14 protein-coding genes are annotated in these 15,013 nt (G+C 36.5%); 8 read left to right on the forward strand and 6 right to left on the reverse strand.

Annotation, left to right across the window (positions count from 1 at the left end; all coding sequences use genetic code 11):
- Positions 1-32 precede the first annotated feature (32 nt).
- Positions 33-239: a hypothetical protein gene (locus CPT03_RS19435; RefSeq protein WP_099440382.1), complete on the forward strand. Its 207-nt coding sequence runs from the start codon at positions 33-35 to the stop codon at positions 237-239.
- A gap of 27 nt (positions 240-266) precedes the next feature.
- A complete protein-coding gene (locus CPT03_RS19440; RefSeq protein ID WP_099440383.1) occupies positions 267-731 on the forward strand; it encodes a nucleoside triphosphate pyrophosphohydrolase family protein in 465 nt (154 codons plus the stop codon).
- A 54-nt stretch (positions 732-785) separates the two neighbouring features.
- On the opposite strand, the gene CPT03_RS19445 is transcribed toward CPT03_RS19440, so the two are convergent.
- On the reverse strand, positions 786-1,133 hold the full coding sequence (locus CPT03_RS19445) for a phage holin family protein (protein WP_099440384.1): 348 nt from the start codon (positions 1,131-1,133) through the stop codon (positions 786-788).
- An 18-nt stretch (positions 1,134-1,151) separates the two neighbouring features.
- Here CPT03_RS19445 and CPT03_RS19450 point away from each other — a divergent pair, with 18 nt between their 5' ends.
- The 6 genes from CPT03_RS19450 (at position 1,152) to CPT03_RS19475 (ending at position 8,938) form a co-directional block, all read left to right on the forward strand.
- On the forward strand, positions 1,152-1,586 hold the full coding sequence (locus CPT03_RS19450; protein WP_099440385.1) for a hypothetical protein: 435 nt from the start codon (positions 1,152-1,154) through the stop codon (positions 1,584-1,586).
- Positions 1,587-1,846: 260 nt separating this feature from the next.
- Positions 1,847-2,311, forward strand: coding sequence for a ribosome assembly cofactor RimP (rimP, locus tag CPT03_RS19455; protein WP_099440386.1), 465 nt, complete (start codon positions 1,847-1,849; stop codon positions 2,309-2,311).
- Between the two features lie 2 nt (positions 2,312-2,313).
- Positions 2,314-3,549: a transcription termination factor NusA gene (gene nusA / locus CPT03_RS19460; protein WP_048907881.1), complete on the forward strand. Its 1,236-nt coding sequence runs from the start codon at positions 2,314-2,316 to the stop codon at positions 3,547-3,549.
- 82 nt (positions 3,550-3,631) lie between these two features.
- The gene (gene infB / locus CPT03_RS19465) at positions 3,632-6,673 is read left to right on the forward strand and encodes a translation initiation factor IF-2 (protein ID WP_099440387.1); all 3,042 of its coding nucleotides are present in this window, start codon (positions 3,632-3,634) and stop codon (positions 6,671-6,673) included.
- A 97-nt stretch (positions 6,674-6,770) separates the two neighbouring features.
- Positions 6,771-7,748, forward strand: coding sequence for a GDSL-type esterase/lipase family protein (locus CPT03_RS19470; protein WP_157766502.1), 978 nt, complete (start codon positions 6,771-6,773; stop codon positions 7,746-7,748).
- Between the two features lie 107 nt (positions 7,749-7,855).
- On the forward strand, positions 7,856-8,938 hold the full coding sequence (locus CPT03_RS19475) for an acyltransferase family protein (protein ID WP_099440389.1): 1,083 nt from the start codon (positions 7,856-7,858) through the stop codon (positions 8,936-8,938).
- 17 nt (positions 8,939-8,955) lie between these two features.
- Here the strand turns inward: CPT03_RS19475 and CPT03_RS19480 are convergent, their stop codons facing one another.
- The 5 genes from CPT03_RS19480 to CPT03_RS19500 are packed head-to-tail and all read right to left on the reverse strand — an operon-like array spanning position 8,956 to position 14,919.
- Positions 8,956-9,807, reverse strand: coding sequence for an alpha-1,2-fucosyltransferase (locus CPT03_RS19480; RefSeq protein WP_099440390.1), 852 nt, complete (start codon positions 9,805-9,807; stop codon positions 8,956-8,958).
- A gap of 9 nt (positions 9,808-9,816) precedes the next feature.
- Complete coding sequence (locus CPT03_RS19485; protein WP_099440391.1) at positions 9,817-10,833, reverse strand: glycosyltransferase family 2 protein; 1,017 nt, start codon at positions 10,831-10,833, stop codon at positions 9,817-9,819.
- Positions 10,834-10,885: 52 nt separating this feature from the next.
- A complete protein-coding gene (locus CPT03_RS19490; protein ID WP_099440392.1) occupies positions 10,886-12,058 on the reverse strand; it encodes a glycosyltransferase family 4 protein in 1,173 nt (390 codons plus the stop codon).
- A 41-nt stretch (positions 12,059-12,099) separates the two neighbouring features.
- Entirely contained in the window at positions 12,100-13,068 is a 969-nt protein-coding gene (locus CPT03_RS19495) for a glycosyltransferase (RefSeq protein ID WP_099440393.1), read from the reverse strand.
- A gap of 24 nt (positions 13,069-13,092) precedes the next feature.
- Positions 13,093-14,919 carry an ABC transporter ATP-binding protein gene (locus CPT03_RS19500; protein ID WP_099440394.1) on the reverse strand — a complete coding sequence of 609 codons (1,827 nt, stop codon included), beginning with the start codon at positions 14,917-14,919 and terminating at the stop codon, positions 13,093-13,095.
- Positions 14,920-15,013: the final 94 nt, after the last annotated feature.

Here is a 15,013-nt window from a genome sequence, read left to right on the forward strand (position 1 = left end):
AAGCTTATCGTAGTTTATAAAAACAAAGAAATATGCCCGAAATTCTCCTTTTATGCGTTATGTTAATCCCGCAAATTGTGGCTGGGATACTTGCGAAAAGTATGGGCAGGAAGTTTTGGTTCTGGTTTCTTATCTCCTTCCTTATTCCTATCATTTCATTGATAGTACTGTTGTTTTTAGAAGATAAAAGTGAGCAAAGCGGATATGAACTAGCCGATCACGTAAAAGAAAAAAATTAAAAAATTTTTATAAATCAATATTAAAGCATGAAAGAGTCAAACTCATTGAATCAGGTAGCCGAATTTCACAGAACATTTAAGCACCCCATAGAGAATTCGCCAATTATTCCATCAAAACAAAGAAGTGACTTAAGGGTTTCGTTGCTGGTTGAAGAGGTGAAGGAATTGCAACAAGCAATTGAAGACAATAACCTTGTTGAAGTAGCAGATGCTTTATGCGATATACAGTACGTTTTGGCCGGTGCTATTTTAGAGTTTGGACTAGCCCATAAATTTAAAGACCTTTTCGATGAAGTGCACCGTTCAAATATGAGTAAGGCATGTAAGTCGGAAGAAGAAGCCAACCAAACAATTGCTCATTACAAAGCTAAAGACGATAGTGATTCTTATTTCAAAGAAGAAGATTCGTTGTTTTTAGTATACAGAACCAAAGATAACAAGACTTTAAAATCTGTAAATTACTCTCCAGCCGATTTGGAGAGTATTCTTTAAAGCTATATAACCCTTCCTGTCGAAACCTTTTAATTTCAACAGGAAGGGTTAATCTTAATCTTTATCAGAACCTGCAATAGCTCCAAACACAGCCTTAATTAAGGCAATTACAATTGCTAACAATGCTGCGGCCCAAAAACCTGTAGTATTAAATCCGGCCATTAGGTAATCAACCAGTAAGATCATTAAAACGGTAATAATGAACGACATCAACCCTAAAGTAAGGAAGTTGATGGGGAAAGTAAACAAACGCAAAATAAATCCGATTGTTGAATTTGCGAGTGCAATTAATACGGCTGCAATAATTGCAGATCCATAACCATCTACTTGTACTCCCGGTACAATTTTGGCGCCCAGAAATACCGCAAGGCCCATTAATAAAATTTCTACAATTAGTTTCATAAAGCTTAATTTAGTGTTATGGTTAAATTTTTTGTTAAAATATTGATGGCATTTTGTGCCACTACCCTTGTTTTCTCATGTACATTAACAAATAGTAAGCCACTTTTAATAGAATTTTCGGTTGATAGTTCGGCTATTGTATTTAGAAATATAGATCAGGCAGGGCTTTTGCAGCTTAAAAATGCACCTGCTGCAGATTCTGTTTTTTACGATGTGCTTACTGTTTTGCAAACTCCATCTGAAAAGGATAGCCTTATAAAAGAAATGCCTGTGAATGGAAGGATAACTGCTAACGATGAAGGTTTGGTATTTGTACCGGAAAAACCATTTGTAAAAGGCAGAGATTATTTGGTTATAACTTACCTGAATTCGCGCTTTGGCAATGCCGAGGATATAATGAAAGGGAAGGTGCATGTTAGTGTAAAGCCTTTGCAGAAATTACTAACCAGATAATACCAAGTCCTCACATGGTTCACACATCCTTCACAAAAAGGTACCTGTTTGTGTATTTGGTGTGAAGGATGTGTGTAGGAGGTGTGAAGAAACACTAATCTTGTGAAGAACTACGTGATTATGTAAAGAGGATCTTATTTACAGACAGAAGTGATTGTGTTATAGCATTTTTAATTTGCAAAAATATTTCTTACATTTGCACGGTAATAGAGGTAAGAGGGGGCAAAAGTCCCCTCTTTTCTATTATTGGTGAATTGGTTATGCAGATAGAAAAAAGAGTAACAGAGTTAGTAGAAGAAAAAATTTCGGACAGACCGGAGTTGTTTCTTGTTGAGGTGAAAATGCTGCCAAATAACAAACTGATTATCCATGTTGATGGCGATCAAGGAATCACAATACAGGATTGCGCGGCTATTAGCAGACATGTTGGTTTTCATTTGGAAGAAGAAAACACCATTGATAAAGCATATAATCTGGAGGTTTCATCGCCTGGTGTAGGTGAGCCATTGAAGCTGAAAAGACAATACGATAAAAACGTTGGGCGTGATTTAAGTGTAAAACTTGCTGCCGGCGAAATAAAAGAAGGTAAGTTACTTTCTGTAGATGATAATGGCATCACTATAGAAGCAAAAGTGAAAGAAAAAGGAAAAAAGGCGATTCTGGTAGAAACCGGAATAGATTTTAGTAGTATAACAGAAACAAAGGTTTTAATTTCATTTAAATAAAAATGAGCAATATTAATTTAATCGATTCATTTCAGGAGTTCAAGGACTTTAAGAACATCGACCGCCCTACAGTGATTAGTGTGCTGGAAGAGGTATTTCGCAGTATGTTGCGTAAAAAATATGGTACTGATGAGAATTGTGACGTAATTGTTAACCCGGATAACGGAGATTTAGAGATCTGGCGTACCAGAAAAGTGATGGAAGATGGCTTTTCTGAGGACGATGATTTAGAAATTGAACTTGCTGAGGTTAAACAGTTGGATCCGGATATGGAAGTTGGCGACGATTACATTGAGCAGATCACTTTAGAGAGTTTTGGAAGAAGAGCTATTTTAGCTGCCCGCCAAACTCTTGTTTCAAAAGTATTAGAACTTGAAAAAGACGAAATCTTTAAAAAATATAAAGACAGGGTTGGTGAGATTGTAACCGGAGAGGTTTACCAGGTTTGGAAAAAAGAAACACTGGTTCTTGATGATGAAGGCAACGAATTAATGATGCCTAAAACTGAACAGATCCCGGCTGATTATTTCAAAAAAGGTGATACCGTTCGTGCCGTAATCCTTAAAGTGGATATGGTGAACAGCACTCCAAAAATTATTATTTCCAGAATTGCCCCTGAGTTTTTACAGCGCTTATTCGAAATTGAAGTTCCTGAGATTTTTGATGGTTTAATTACCATTAAGAAAATTGTTCGTGAACCGGGAGAAAGAGCTAAAGTTGCTGTAGAATCTTACGATGATAGAATTGATCCGGTAGGAGCTTGTGTGGGTATGAAAGGTTCCCGTATACATGGTATTGTTAGAGAGCTTAAAAATGAAAATATTGATGTAATTAACTTTACCAATAACATTTCATTATATATAACCAGAGCGCTAAGCCCTGCAAAAATCACCTCTATTAAGTTAGATGATGAAACAAAACATGCTTCAGTTTACTTAAAACCTGATCAGGTTTCGTTGGCAATTGGTCGCGGTGGTCATAACATTAAACTTGCCGGAAAATTAACCGGTTATGAAATAGATGTATACCGTGAAGCTGGTGAAGAGGATGAGGATGTGGATATTGAAGAATTCTCGGATGAGATCGATAGCTGGATCATCGATGAGCTAAAAGCTATCGGATGTGATACTGCTAAAAGTGTGTTAGCACTTTCCGTTGATGAATTGGTTAAACGTACCGATTTGGAGGAAGAAACCATCAAGGAAGTGATGAGTATTTTGAAATCAGAATTTGAATAATACAAAAACTCACGACCTACAATGAAATAAATAAGAATAAACGTTACTTTTGTATAAGAATTAAAGAAAAAATAGGATATCAATGTCAGACGACAAACCAATAATTTTATTTAAAGCAGTTAAGGAACTTAACGTAGGGATAGCTACGGCCGTTGAGTTCCTGGAAAAGAAAGGCTTTTCTGTTGAGAATAAACCCACTACTAAGCTCTCTCGCGACATGTATAATGCGCTGTTAAAAGAGTTTCAGGGCGATAAAATCGTAAAAGAAGAAGCCAATCAGATTGTTATTGGTAAAATTCGTCGTGATGAACCTGAAGTAACTGAGAAAGTTGCTGAGGCACCTAGAAAAAATGTTGAATTCGAAAACGAAGGCGTTTTAATAAAGAATCTTCATTCATATACTCCTCCAGCTGAGAAGCCTAAGGAAGAAGTTCCGGCTAAACCGGAAGCTCCTGCAGAAAAAGCAGATGAAAGCTCTTTGCCAGGTGTTAAAATAGTAGGAAAAATAAATCTTGATGATTTAAATTCTAAAACGCGCCCGGTTAAAGCTGAAGAAGCTCCTGCGCCTGTTCCGGCTCCAGAGCCTAAAGCTCCGGTTGCTGAAGAGCCAGTTAAGGAAGTTGTAAAAGAAGAAAAACCAGTTGAGAAGGTTGAAAAACCAGTAGAAGAGGTAAAACAAGAGGTTGTAAAGCCTGTTGAAGAAGCTAAACCTGTGGTTGAGCAACCTAAAGTTGCAGAACAACCAGTAGTAGTGAAAGCCCCGGAACCAGTAGTGCCTAAGGCTGCGCCTGTTACTCCTCCACCGGCTCCTAAAGTTGAAAAGCCTGAGGAATCAGAGGTTATTAAGGCTCGTTCAGTAAAGCTTTCAGGTCCGAATATTATAGGTAAAATTGTATTGCCTACAACACCAGATCGTAAATCTCAGCCTGTTGCATCTTCTGCTGATAGTGCTGATGCGAAGAGAAAACGTAAGCGTAAAAAAACTCCGGGAGGGCATCCTGGTCAGGGTGGTCATGGCCAACCTTCAGGTGGTAACCAACACGGCGGACAGGCAGGACAACAAGGGCAACCGGGTCAGCAAAAACCTGCAGCCCCTATAGGTAACAGACCGGATTTTAGAAATAACACAAACAATACTGCCAACAGGCCTAATTTTAGGAACAATAAACCAGGTGGAGGTCATAGCCACAGTGGTCCTAAAGAAGAACCTACGGAAAAAGAAATACAAGATCAGATTAAAGCCACGCTTGCACGTTTAAGTGGAGCAGGTAAATCTGGTAAGTTTGCTCAGCGTGCTAAATTACGTCGTCAAAAACGTGATGATGTTGCGCTTTCAGCAGACGAGGCTGCAATGGAACAAGAATTGCAATCGAGAGTTTTAAAGGTTACAGAGTTTGTTACGGCAAATGAATTGGCTACAATGATGGATGAACCAGTTACAAAGATTATCGCAACTTGTATGAGTTTGGGAATGTTTGTATCTATTAACCAACGTTTGGATGCTGAAACCTTAACAATTGTTGCTGATGAGTTTGGTTACGAAATTCAATTCGTTAAACCGGATGATGAAAGCGATGTTATTATTGAAGAAGAGGATTCTGAAGAGGATTTATTGCCGAGAGCACCTGTTGTTACCATTATGGGACACGTGGATCATGGTAAAACATCTTTGCTGGATTACATCCGTAAAGCGAATGTAGTAGCCGGTGAGGCGGGTGGTATTACCCAGCACATTGGTGCTTACATGGTAACTACTTCGACCGGTAAAAAAGTTACTTTCTTAGATACTCCGGGTCACGAGGCCTTTACGGCGATGCGTGCTCGTGGTGCTAAGGTAGCAGATATTGCAATTATTGTTGTAGCTGCGGATGATGCGGTGATGCCTCAAACAAAAGAGGCTATTAACCATGCTCAGGCTGCGGGCGTACCATTGGTGTTTGCCTTTACAAAAATTGACAAACCAGGTGCAAACTCAGATAAAATACGTGAGCAATTATCGATAATGAATATCCTTGTTGAGGATTGGGGTGGAAACTTCCAGTCGCAGGAGATATCTGGTAAAAGCGGTTTAAATGTTGACTTACTTTTAGAGAAAGTTTTACTAGAGGCAGAGTTGTTAGACTTAAAAGCTAATCCTAATAAACGTGCAACAGGTAGTGTAATTGAGGCAACTTTGGATAAAGGACGTGGTATTGTTACTACGGTTCTTGTACAGGCAGGTACATTAAAAATTGGTGACCCTATTTTGGCAGGTAGTTATAGCGGACGTGTAAAAGCGTTGTTTAACGAACGTGGACAAAAAGTTGATAAAGCAGGCCCATCAGTACCGGTTCAGGTATTGGGTATGCAAGGTGCGCCTACTGCAGGTGATAGATTCAATGCACTTGAAAGTGAAGTTGAAGCAAGAGAAATTGCAAACAAACGTTTACAATTGATGCGTGAACAGGGGCTTCGTACTCAGAAACACATTACTCTTGATGAGATTGGTCGTCGTTTAGCAATTGGTAACTTTAAAGAGCTTAACCTGATTGTTAAAGGTGATGTGGATGGTTCAATTGAAGCACTATCTGATTCATTACTGAAACTTTCTACTGAAGAGATTCAAATCAATATCATTAGTAAAGCTGTAGGTCAGATCTCTGAATCTGATGTATTGTTAGCTTCTGCTTCTGATGCGATCATTATAGGTTTCCAGGTTCGCCCGTCGTCAGGTGCGCGTAAACTGGCAGAGGCTGAGCAGATAGATATCCGCTTATATTCTATCATCTACGATGCAATCAATGAGATTAAAGCGGCGATGGAAGGTATGTTGGCTCCTGAGTTTGAAGAGAAAATCACTGCTAACGTTGAGATCAGAGAAACCTTTAAAATTACTAAAGTTGGTACAATTGCCGGATGTATGGTGTTGGATGGTACGATTACACGTAATAGTAAAATCCGTATTGTTAGAGATGGTGTGGTAATTTATACAGGTGAATTGGCTTCGTTGAAACGCTATAAAGATGATGTTAAAGAGGTATCGAGAGGCTATGAGTGCGGATTGAATATCCATAACTTTAACAATATTGAAGTAGGTGATATTGTTGAGGCTTATGAACAAGTAGAGGTTAAGAGAAAATTATAATCATCGAAAATATTATTGAAAAGCGCCTTAATTTAAGGCGCTTTTTTTTGTTAAGTAAAGAAAATGCTAAATAATAACGCGCTGAATTAGGTGTAAAGTGAAGATTAATATAATAAAGTTTTATAGTTTTATTTGCTTTACCTTGATTGGTTTTGCCGCATTTTCGCAAGGCAGAATGCCGGCATGTGGTACTCATGCGCAGTTTTATAATAGAGATAGTATAAACATAGTTACGTTTGGCGCCAGTACTGTTGAGGGAGTTCCTGCTCCATTAGGCTTCCAAAAGCATCTTAAATCATTTATTGAGAACTGTTATGCAAATAAGCCTGTTAACATTGCCAATAATGGTATTGCAGGCCAAACCACTACACAGGGACTATTAAGATTTGATGCTGCAATAGCCGGAAGAACCGGCCTTGTGATGATATTGATGGGAGCTAATGATGCGACACTTATAGCCGAGGGTAAGGCAAGGGTAAGTACAACTCTGGCAAATATGAGAACAATGATTGAGAAGGCTAAGAGTAAAAATCTGGATGTAATTTTAGGTACCCTACAATATTTTAGAGATATCCCTGGTTACCCGGATCCAACCAAGCTTGTTCACCGTAGAAATAGAGCAATAGATCTAATTAATAAAGGTTATAAGGAACTGGCGAAAGAAATGAGGATTGAAATAGCTGATATTGGTGCTGTTTTTAGTAAGAATAAACAACTGTATTCTGATGATGTACATCCAAATGCAAAAGGATATTATGTAATGGCTTTGGTTTGGTTTGATGCACTTAATCAAAATATAATTGCTAATCATTTGGCCAGCCATATTGTACAAAATTATCCTAATCCGGCAAATTCATTTACCAAGCTTGGATTTACATTAAATACTGCGGGAAGGGTTAGGGTTACTTTGTACAATATGGCTGGGCAAAGGGTTGGTGTTGTATTTGATGATTTTAGAAATGCCGGTTATCAGGAAGAACAGATCTCGACAGTACAGTACCCCACTGGTATTTATATCCTCAACTATGAGTTGCCCAATTCCAGATTCTCAAAAAAAATGGTGATATCCCATTAAACCATTTATAAATTTCTTGTCTATCCTTCTGGTGTTAAATGTTAAGAGATGTTAATGGATGTGTCTTTTAGCATAAAAAAGCCCATTTTTGGCCAAATTAAATTTGGATGGATAAAAAAAGAGAAGAAAAAACAGTAAAGAAAAATTTTGATTTTGTAGATACAATCAGGTGCATTTCAATGATGGGTATTGTTTTTGAACACTCTGCTGCAATTCAATCCGGAATTTATAGTTCAACATTTGATACTGCTGTTGAAAGCTCTTTAATTCAGTCGTTTAAGTTTAGTACAATTGCCTTTTTTCTTATAGGAGGCTTTCTTATTAATCATAAGTTTCAGGAATACAGCACAAAACAATATTTAAAGAACAGGTTTAAAAGCACAATAAGGCCCTGGTTATTTTGGCTGTTGGTATATGTAGCCTTGATGATGATTGATAGGTATGTTTCTTATTTAAGGGGTGGTGACGACGCTGTTGTAACGAATTTTTTAGGGACTACCTGGAATCATTTCGTTTTTGGTTTGTGCTATACGTCCAGTTGGTTTGTGCTAAACTTTTTACTCTGTATTTGTATACTCCTTATTTTTAAGAAGTATCTATACAATTGGTGGTTTGGAGTTGTTTTGGGGATTGTTTCTTTGGTTTATAGCCTTAATTTATATCACAATTGGTTCGTAACGAATCATTCAATGGCGCTGTTTGGCTTTATTTTCTATTTATGGCTTGGTGTTATTCTTAATAGATATTTTGATAGAGTAATGAACTATATAAATCGTATTTCCTGGCCTATAATGATATTAACTGTAGTTGTTCTTTTTGTGCTTGCGATTTTAGAATCCTTTGAATTGCTGAGTCTGGGGTCTAAGGATGCTTACAATACACTTCGGGTAAGTAATATAATTTACTCTTTCGGAATGTTTGCTTTATTGTTGAAGATAGGGAATATTGAGGTTCTTCAGAAAAAGATGGAACCAAGACAAACTACATTTGGTATATACCTGGTGCATTATGTTTTAGTGGTAAGACTTTTACCTTTGATCTTTCAACCGATGAAATTGGATTATTTAAATTATTCGGTATGGGTAAATAGTGGTATTCACATTTCGCGATTTTTAATCGTATATGGCTTGAGTTTTTTTCTTGTAAAATTGATTAGACTAACTCGGGCTAAATGGATTGTTGGTGGTTAATATTTAAAGAAAAGCAACTACAAGCTAATCCAGGTTTGTGGAAATGACATATAGACATTCGGATCATCATGGTTTACCCACTTTTTAGGGCCTATAACCGTTTTATTTGGATTAGAATTAAGCCAGGCCGCCCACCAGCTAAAACTACTGTTGGCAATAATATTATGCTTGCAGGCGCTCATTAGTTGCATATCAATATAACTGGCCGACCCTTTGTTCCAAGAGATCAGGGTGCAATCATCAAGGGTTAAATTTTCTGTGCACCATTGGATGTCGTCTGAAAAAATGAAGAAACTAGGAGAAGTTAAATTGGCTTGGATATGGCTGATTGCCTGTTTATAATACTCAGGGCCACATAAGCCACCAAGAAGTGGATCTTTAAGGTAGTCTCCTCTTCTTATGTGAATGGAAACGCTATTTTTAAGTTTTATCTGATCTAGAATTTCCTGGTTCTCTTTTGAAAGTGGAGATGTGAATTTGAAATCGTTTTTTACTTCACTGGCAATATTCTCAAAATATTTAAAATTTTGCCAATAACCCCAATAGTAGGCTGTTTTTGGATTATTTAAGATTGACTCGTCAAATGAGAACAGTGTTTTTTCTTCCGTATAAGCATTCTTTAGGCCAAGCAATCTTCTAAGCTTTCTATAAATCCACTTTTTATTGTAATATAAGTTACTTGTGAATGGTGAGACCGTGTTTACTTTTAGATCAAAGATTTTATCCAATTCAAACCCATTATGTAGCGGATAATCATTATAACCTTGCAAATCTGCTTTAGTATTTGGGAATTTATTTTGCAATGACTTGTACAAGGTGTATTGAAACATTTGGTTGCCTAAACCACCTAGAAATCTAATAATTTTCATTGAATTGTTTTATGTAGATAATTGGCCTATTCCTTTTATTGAAAGCTTGAATGCTTTTCTGAGCTGACGGAAATTTACGTAAGACCACTTAAAAATATTCTTGTTTAATAATAATGGAAGTGCATTCATTTTAGCTTTTTTTGTGTAGATTATTTCAAACCAGTAGTTAAAAAGCATCTTTTCGAAGGGGATTTCAGGATATTTATGCAAGTCCTTATTAGCGGCCTTTAATTTAGTGAATAACGAAAGATAGTCTGCGAAATTAGCCCTGTAGTTCCATTCCAATATACTGAAAAATGCATCGATTATTTTTTTGTCGGCCTTTATTTGGAGATTGGTCAGTTGTTTCTCTTTGATGGAACGAACTTTTAATCTGCCAGTTTCAGATTGTAAGATAGAAGTATTACTCCCATGTATTCTGTATTTCACCAAAATAGTATCTAAGTTGGCTACAGGGTACTTGTCCGAAAGTCGTATAAATAATTCATAATCTTCAGCTGGAGCATAATCATTATAGCCATTTAATTCTTTTAATACAGTAGTTTTATACATTACTGTAGAATTGATAAATGTATTTTGAAAAAGAAGCGTCATTTTTATTTTATCGGGGCCAATAGGAACAGTAAATCTGTTATCAACTACCGGTTTGCTTGCTTCGTCGATAACAGAGCCATGGCCACCACATAATGCGTATTCAGGATGTTCTTGAAAAAAGTTGTATTGAAGTTCCAGACGATTAGTGATAGCAACATCATCGCTATCTAATATTGCAATGTACTCTCCCTTTGCTTCATTTAAAACGACATTTCTAGTATAGGTTAAGCCCCGGTTTTTATCGTTGTGAATTAACCTGATTCTGGAATCTTTAAAACTATTTATGACCACAACTGTTTCGTCTGTAGAACCATCATTTACGATCAGCAATTCAAAGTTTTCAAAAGTTTGATCTAAAATACTTTGAATTGACTCTTGGATATAACTTGCTGCGTTGTAAGCAGCCATAAAAACGGTTATTTTTGGATTCATGCTAAACAAAGGTAACGTTGATAAGAGAGACTAGGATTATGAGTGATTGTAATTATTTGGACACAAAGGATAACTCCCTTTTGTAAGCTTCATCAAAATCACACTCTTCGGCTAGTTGCTTCACTGTATTAAAAGCATTTTTACTAAACTGGCTTAAGAGTTCTCTGTTAGTTACAAAGCGCTGAATCTCTGTAATAAATAGCCTGGCAAGATCTTCTACCTGATCAAGGTTCTCAACTAATATGCCGTTTTCTTTTTGACCGGAGATGTAATTTGAAAGTTCACCTACATTGGTTGATATTGGTACAACTCCCAGGTTCATCCCTTCAAAAACAACAAGCCCCCAGCTCTCGCGGTGTGAGGTAAGTAGCAACAAATGCCCTTCCTTGTAATAGTTGTTTAATATAGTTTTGTTGTGAACTTCTCCAACAATGTATGAATTAGGTGGAACAATAGTTTCTTCTGCTTTGAAGTCGCCAATGATTTTAAATTCAACAGGAAGGTTTAACTCGTGACAGATTTCTGCAATCCTGATCAGTACATTTGGTCTTTTTTCTGGGCTATTTCTGGCAACAAAAAGAATCTGCAATGCACCTTCGTAATCTTTTAAAGGAAATAACCCATCAAAGGCGATTTTATTTTGAATAACTGTTAGCCTTTCCAAATACATATCTGGAACATGATTTAGACGGTATAGCTCTTTAAATTGTTCTATCAAGACCTTTCCTACAATTATTCTTTTGTTTATTCTGGGTACATGCGGGATGCTGTACCACTCAATTCCTTTGTCGTCATCAGTAAAATTATGCATGATGTCTACTATTTGAACATGAGGAGCCAAAAGTGGAATCATATCATACATAAACCTGCTGCACCAACCAGAAACTACCGGGTTTTTCTGTTCATTTATTGCCTTAGCTATCTTTTTGAACAAATGTTTTTTTAGCTCTTTTTTTTCAGCCCATCGGCCTAGTTCAATAACATCAGCAGCAGCTTCAAATTCTTTTTGGAAACCATTAGTTATAGATCTGTCTGTGATAAAACAGAGGGGTTTGGGATCATTAAAAAGATTCATTATGTCTACATGGACACGCTCTGCGCCCCCAAAAGACCAGGAAGGAAAGAAAAAGTAAATATTTCTTTTCTTTGAAAGTTGTGTTGTTATCTCAGAGTATTTAGATAATGCAGTTATGTTTTCTGCAAATCTTTTAATCTTTTTAAGCATAATATTTTGAACTCTTGTTTTTATAGGGTAGATGGTAGGATTTATTTATTTTTCATAAGCGCTTTTATTTGTGAGGTAATAGAATCTGGCTTAATAACAGATGGTAGTAAGTAGCTAAGGATTTTTCTTTGTTTTGACTGCTTTTTGCCAGAAGAAAATATATACCTTATGGGAGTGATTATAGTTAATCTTATCTTATTAAATAGATTCAGTGGGCCATTAGGGCCAAATTTTAATGCCAGATAGTAATCTTCCATAATTGAGTTGGCATTAATAAAATTGTTATATAAGTTGTTTTTATAATCTAGTGTCAGTCGGCCTGCTGTTATATAATGCTTTAAAGATAGATTGGAGTCATAATAAAGTTTATATCCTTTCAGAACGATTCTTAAACAATATTCTGTATCCTCGGCAGTTAGTATTTTTTTGTTGTCGTCGTTTATTAAAAGTGAGGGAAAGGTTTTATAAGTGTCAAGATAGAGTTGTGTTCGTGATGCTAGTCCTGCACCCCATAAACTGTCTCTCCTAGTGTCAAAACCAGTATTTTTGGCTTGTTCTCCAACTGCATAACCCTCTTTAGCTTCCTCAAACCATTCAGGAAGTTCAGCCCCACCTTCTGTCACAGCAATAGCCTTTCCGCCAGCAGCTCCAATTTTTGGGTCTTTATCCAGGATGCTAAATGCTAGATTCACATAATCAGGGCTTAGCCAGTTATCATCATCACAAATTATAAAATATTCGTATTTGGCATGAGTTATTCCTTTCCGAAAAGCGAATAATTTGCCAGGAGTAGTTTCATTGATAATGTTTAAGGAAGCATCTTTAACGTTATGCTTTCCCCATATTTCTGTGGCAATGGCAGATGTGCCGTCTGTTGATGCATTGTCTACGAGAATGATCTCCCAGGCTAGATTTTCTGGGATACTCTGAGCGGCAAGATGATTTAAAGTTTCAGAAAGCCTGGATGCGCCATTATATGTGCAAATGATAACGGTAATTCCTTTTTCCATTGAGTTTTATTTCTCCTTTTTGAATTAGCTAAATGTTTGCAATTCAATTAGTTTTTTGTAGAGTCCATTGTGGCTAAGCAACTCTTGATGAGTTCCTGTTTCAATGATCTCTCCCTTATCAATTACAACGATAAGATCAGCTCCATGTATTGTACTTAATCTGTGTGCTATTACCAGGGAAGTACGATTTTCCATCAATTTATTTAGTGCATCCTGAACAAGCTTTTCTGACTCTGTATCTAATGCAGAGGTTGCTTCGTCAAGAAGCATGATAGGTGGGTTAGCTAAAATAGCTCTTGCTATGCATAAACGCTGTTTTTGTCCGCCAGATAGTTTATTTCCTCTGTCACCTGTATAAGTTTCATAACCATTTTCGGTCTGTAGGATGAAGTCATGTGCATTAGCAATTTTTGCTGCAGCAATTACCTCTGCTTCAGTTGCATCAGGCTTAGCAAAGGCTATATTATTAAATATGGTATCGTTAAATAAAATAGATTCCTGGTTTACCATACCTAGTTGAGAACGAATGCTCTCTACAGTTAAATCTGCATAATCAAGTCCATCAATTTTTATGCTACCTGATTTTGGATCGTGGAATCTTGGTATTAAATCCATGAGCGTACTTTTTCCTCCACCAGATGGCCCAACCAAGGCTATAGTTTTGCCTTTTTGAATAGTAAGGTTAATGTTTTTCAATACCTCTTTTGATTCGTATGAAAAGGAAACATTTTCAAAAACTAATGAATTGTTGAAAGAAGATATTTCTTTTGCATCGGGCTTATTGATCTGTTCTGCTTTGGTGTCAATTAAATCGAGTACACGTTCTCCGGCAGCTATTCCCGTATGGATTCCGCTAAAAGAATCAGTAAGGGCCTTAGCAGGGCGCATTACTTGTGAAAATATAGCTATATATGCTATAAATTGACTTGTTGAGAGTGCTCCGGGCTGATGACTGATGATTAAGCGACCACCATACCAAACAATGAACGAAACCATTACAATACTTAAAAACTCAGACAAAGGAGATCCAAGTTGCTGACGCCTTACCATCTTACGGTTTATGTTAGAGTAAAAGACGTTTTCATTATGAAATCTTTCTTTTATCCGCTCCGAAGCATTAAAGGCTTTAATGATTTTTATTCCGCCCAGGGCTTCATCTAAAAATCCAATCATTTTTGCGAATGACTCATGGGCTTCCTTGGCCTGATGTTTTATTCTTTTTACAATTTTACTTATTACAAATGCTGAGATAGGAATAACTAATAATGAAAACAGAGTTAGCTTTATAGAAATGGATAAGAGTACTAAAACATAGAAAATAAGGGTGAGCGGCTCTTTAAATACAACCTGTAGTGTGTTGGTGACTGTAAATTGTACTACTTGAACATCTGCTGAAACTTTTGATATAATGTCTCCTTTACGTTCATTATTAAAATAACCAACATGTAAATTCATTACATTTTCGAAAACCGTTTTACGAAGGTTTAACAGGGTGTGAACCCTTAGGTCTTCCATTGATCTTTGAGAAAAATATCTGAATATATTTGAAAGCAACACAGAGAGGACAATAATGAGACAGATGTAGGTTAGAGTTTTCTCTTGTCCGTTTGTGATTATTGATGAGTTTACAAACTCTTTAAATTGAGCAGTAATATTAAATGCAGACGCGGCATTATCAGCCAAACCCGAACTTTTGGTAGGCTCATCAGATATTAATGTTTCGAATAATGGAGCTAATAAGGTAAGGTTAAGTACACTAAAAATAACGGAGAGCACTGTGGTTATAACATATGGAATAGCAAACTTTTCTATTGGTTTTGCGAAGGAAAGTAATCTGAAATAGATTTTCATCAAAATGTATTTTGTTTTTATCTGTTATGATAATTCGTTAAGTAACGACATGTGACTAAAGAGCAAAGGTACATACTATTTAGTTTTTTAAGTC

It is taken from the genome of Pedobacter ginsengisoli (assembly GCF_002736205.1).
In the GTDB taxonomy this organism is placed as follows: Bacteria; Bacteroidota; Bacteroidia; order Sphingobacteriales; family Sphingobacteriaceae; genus Pedobacter; species Pedobacter ginsengisoli_A.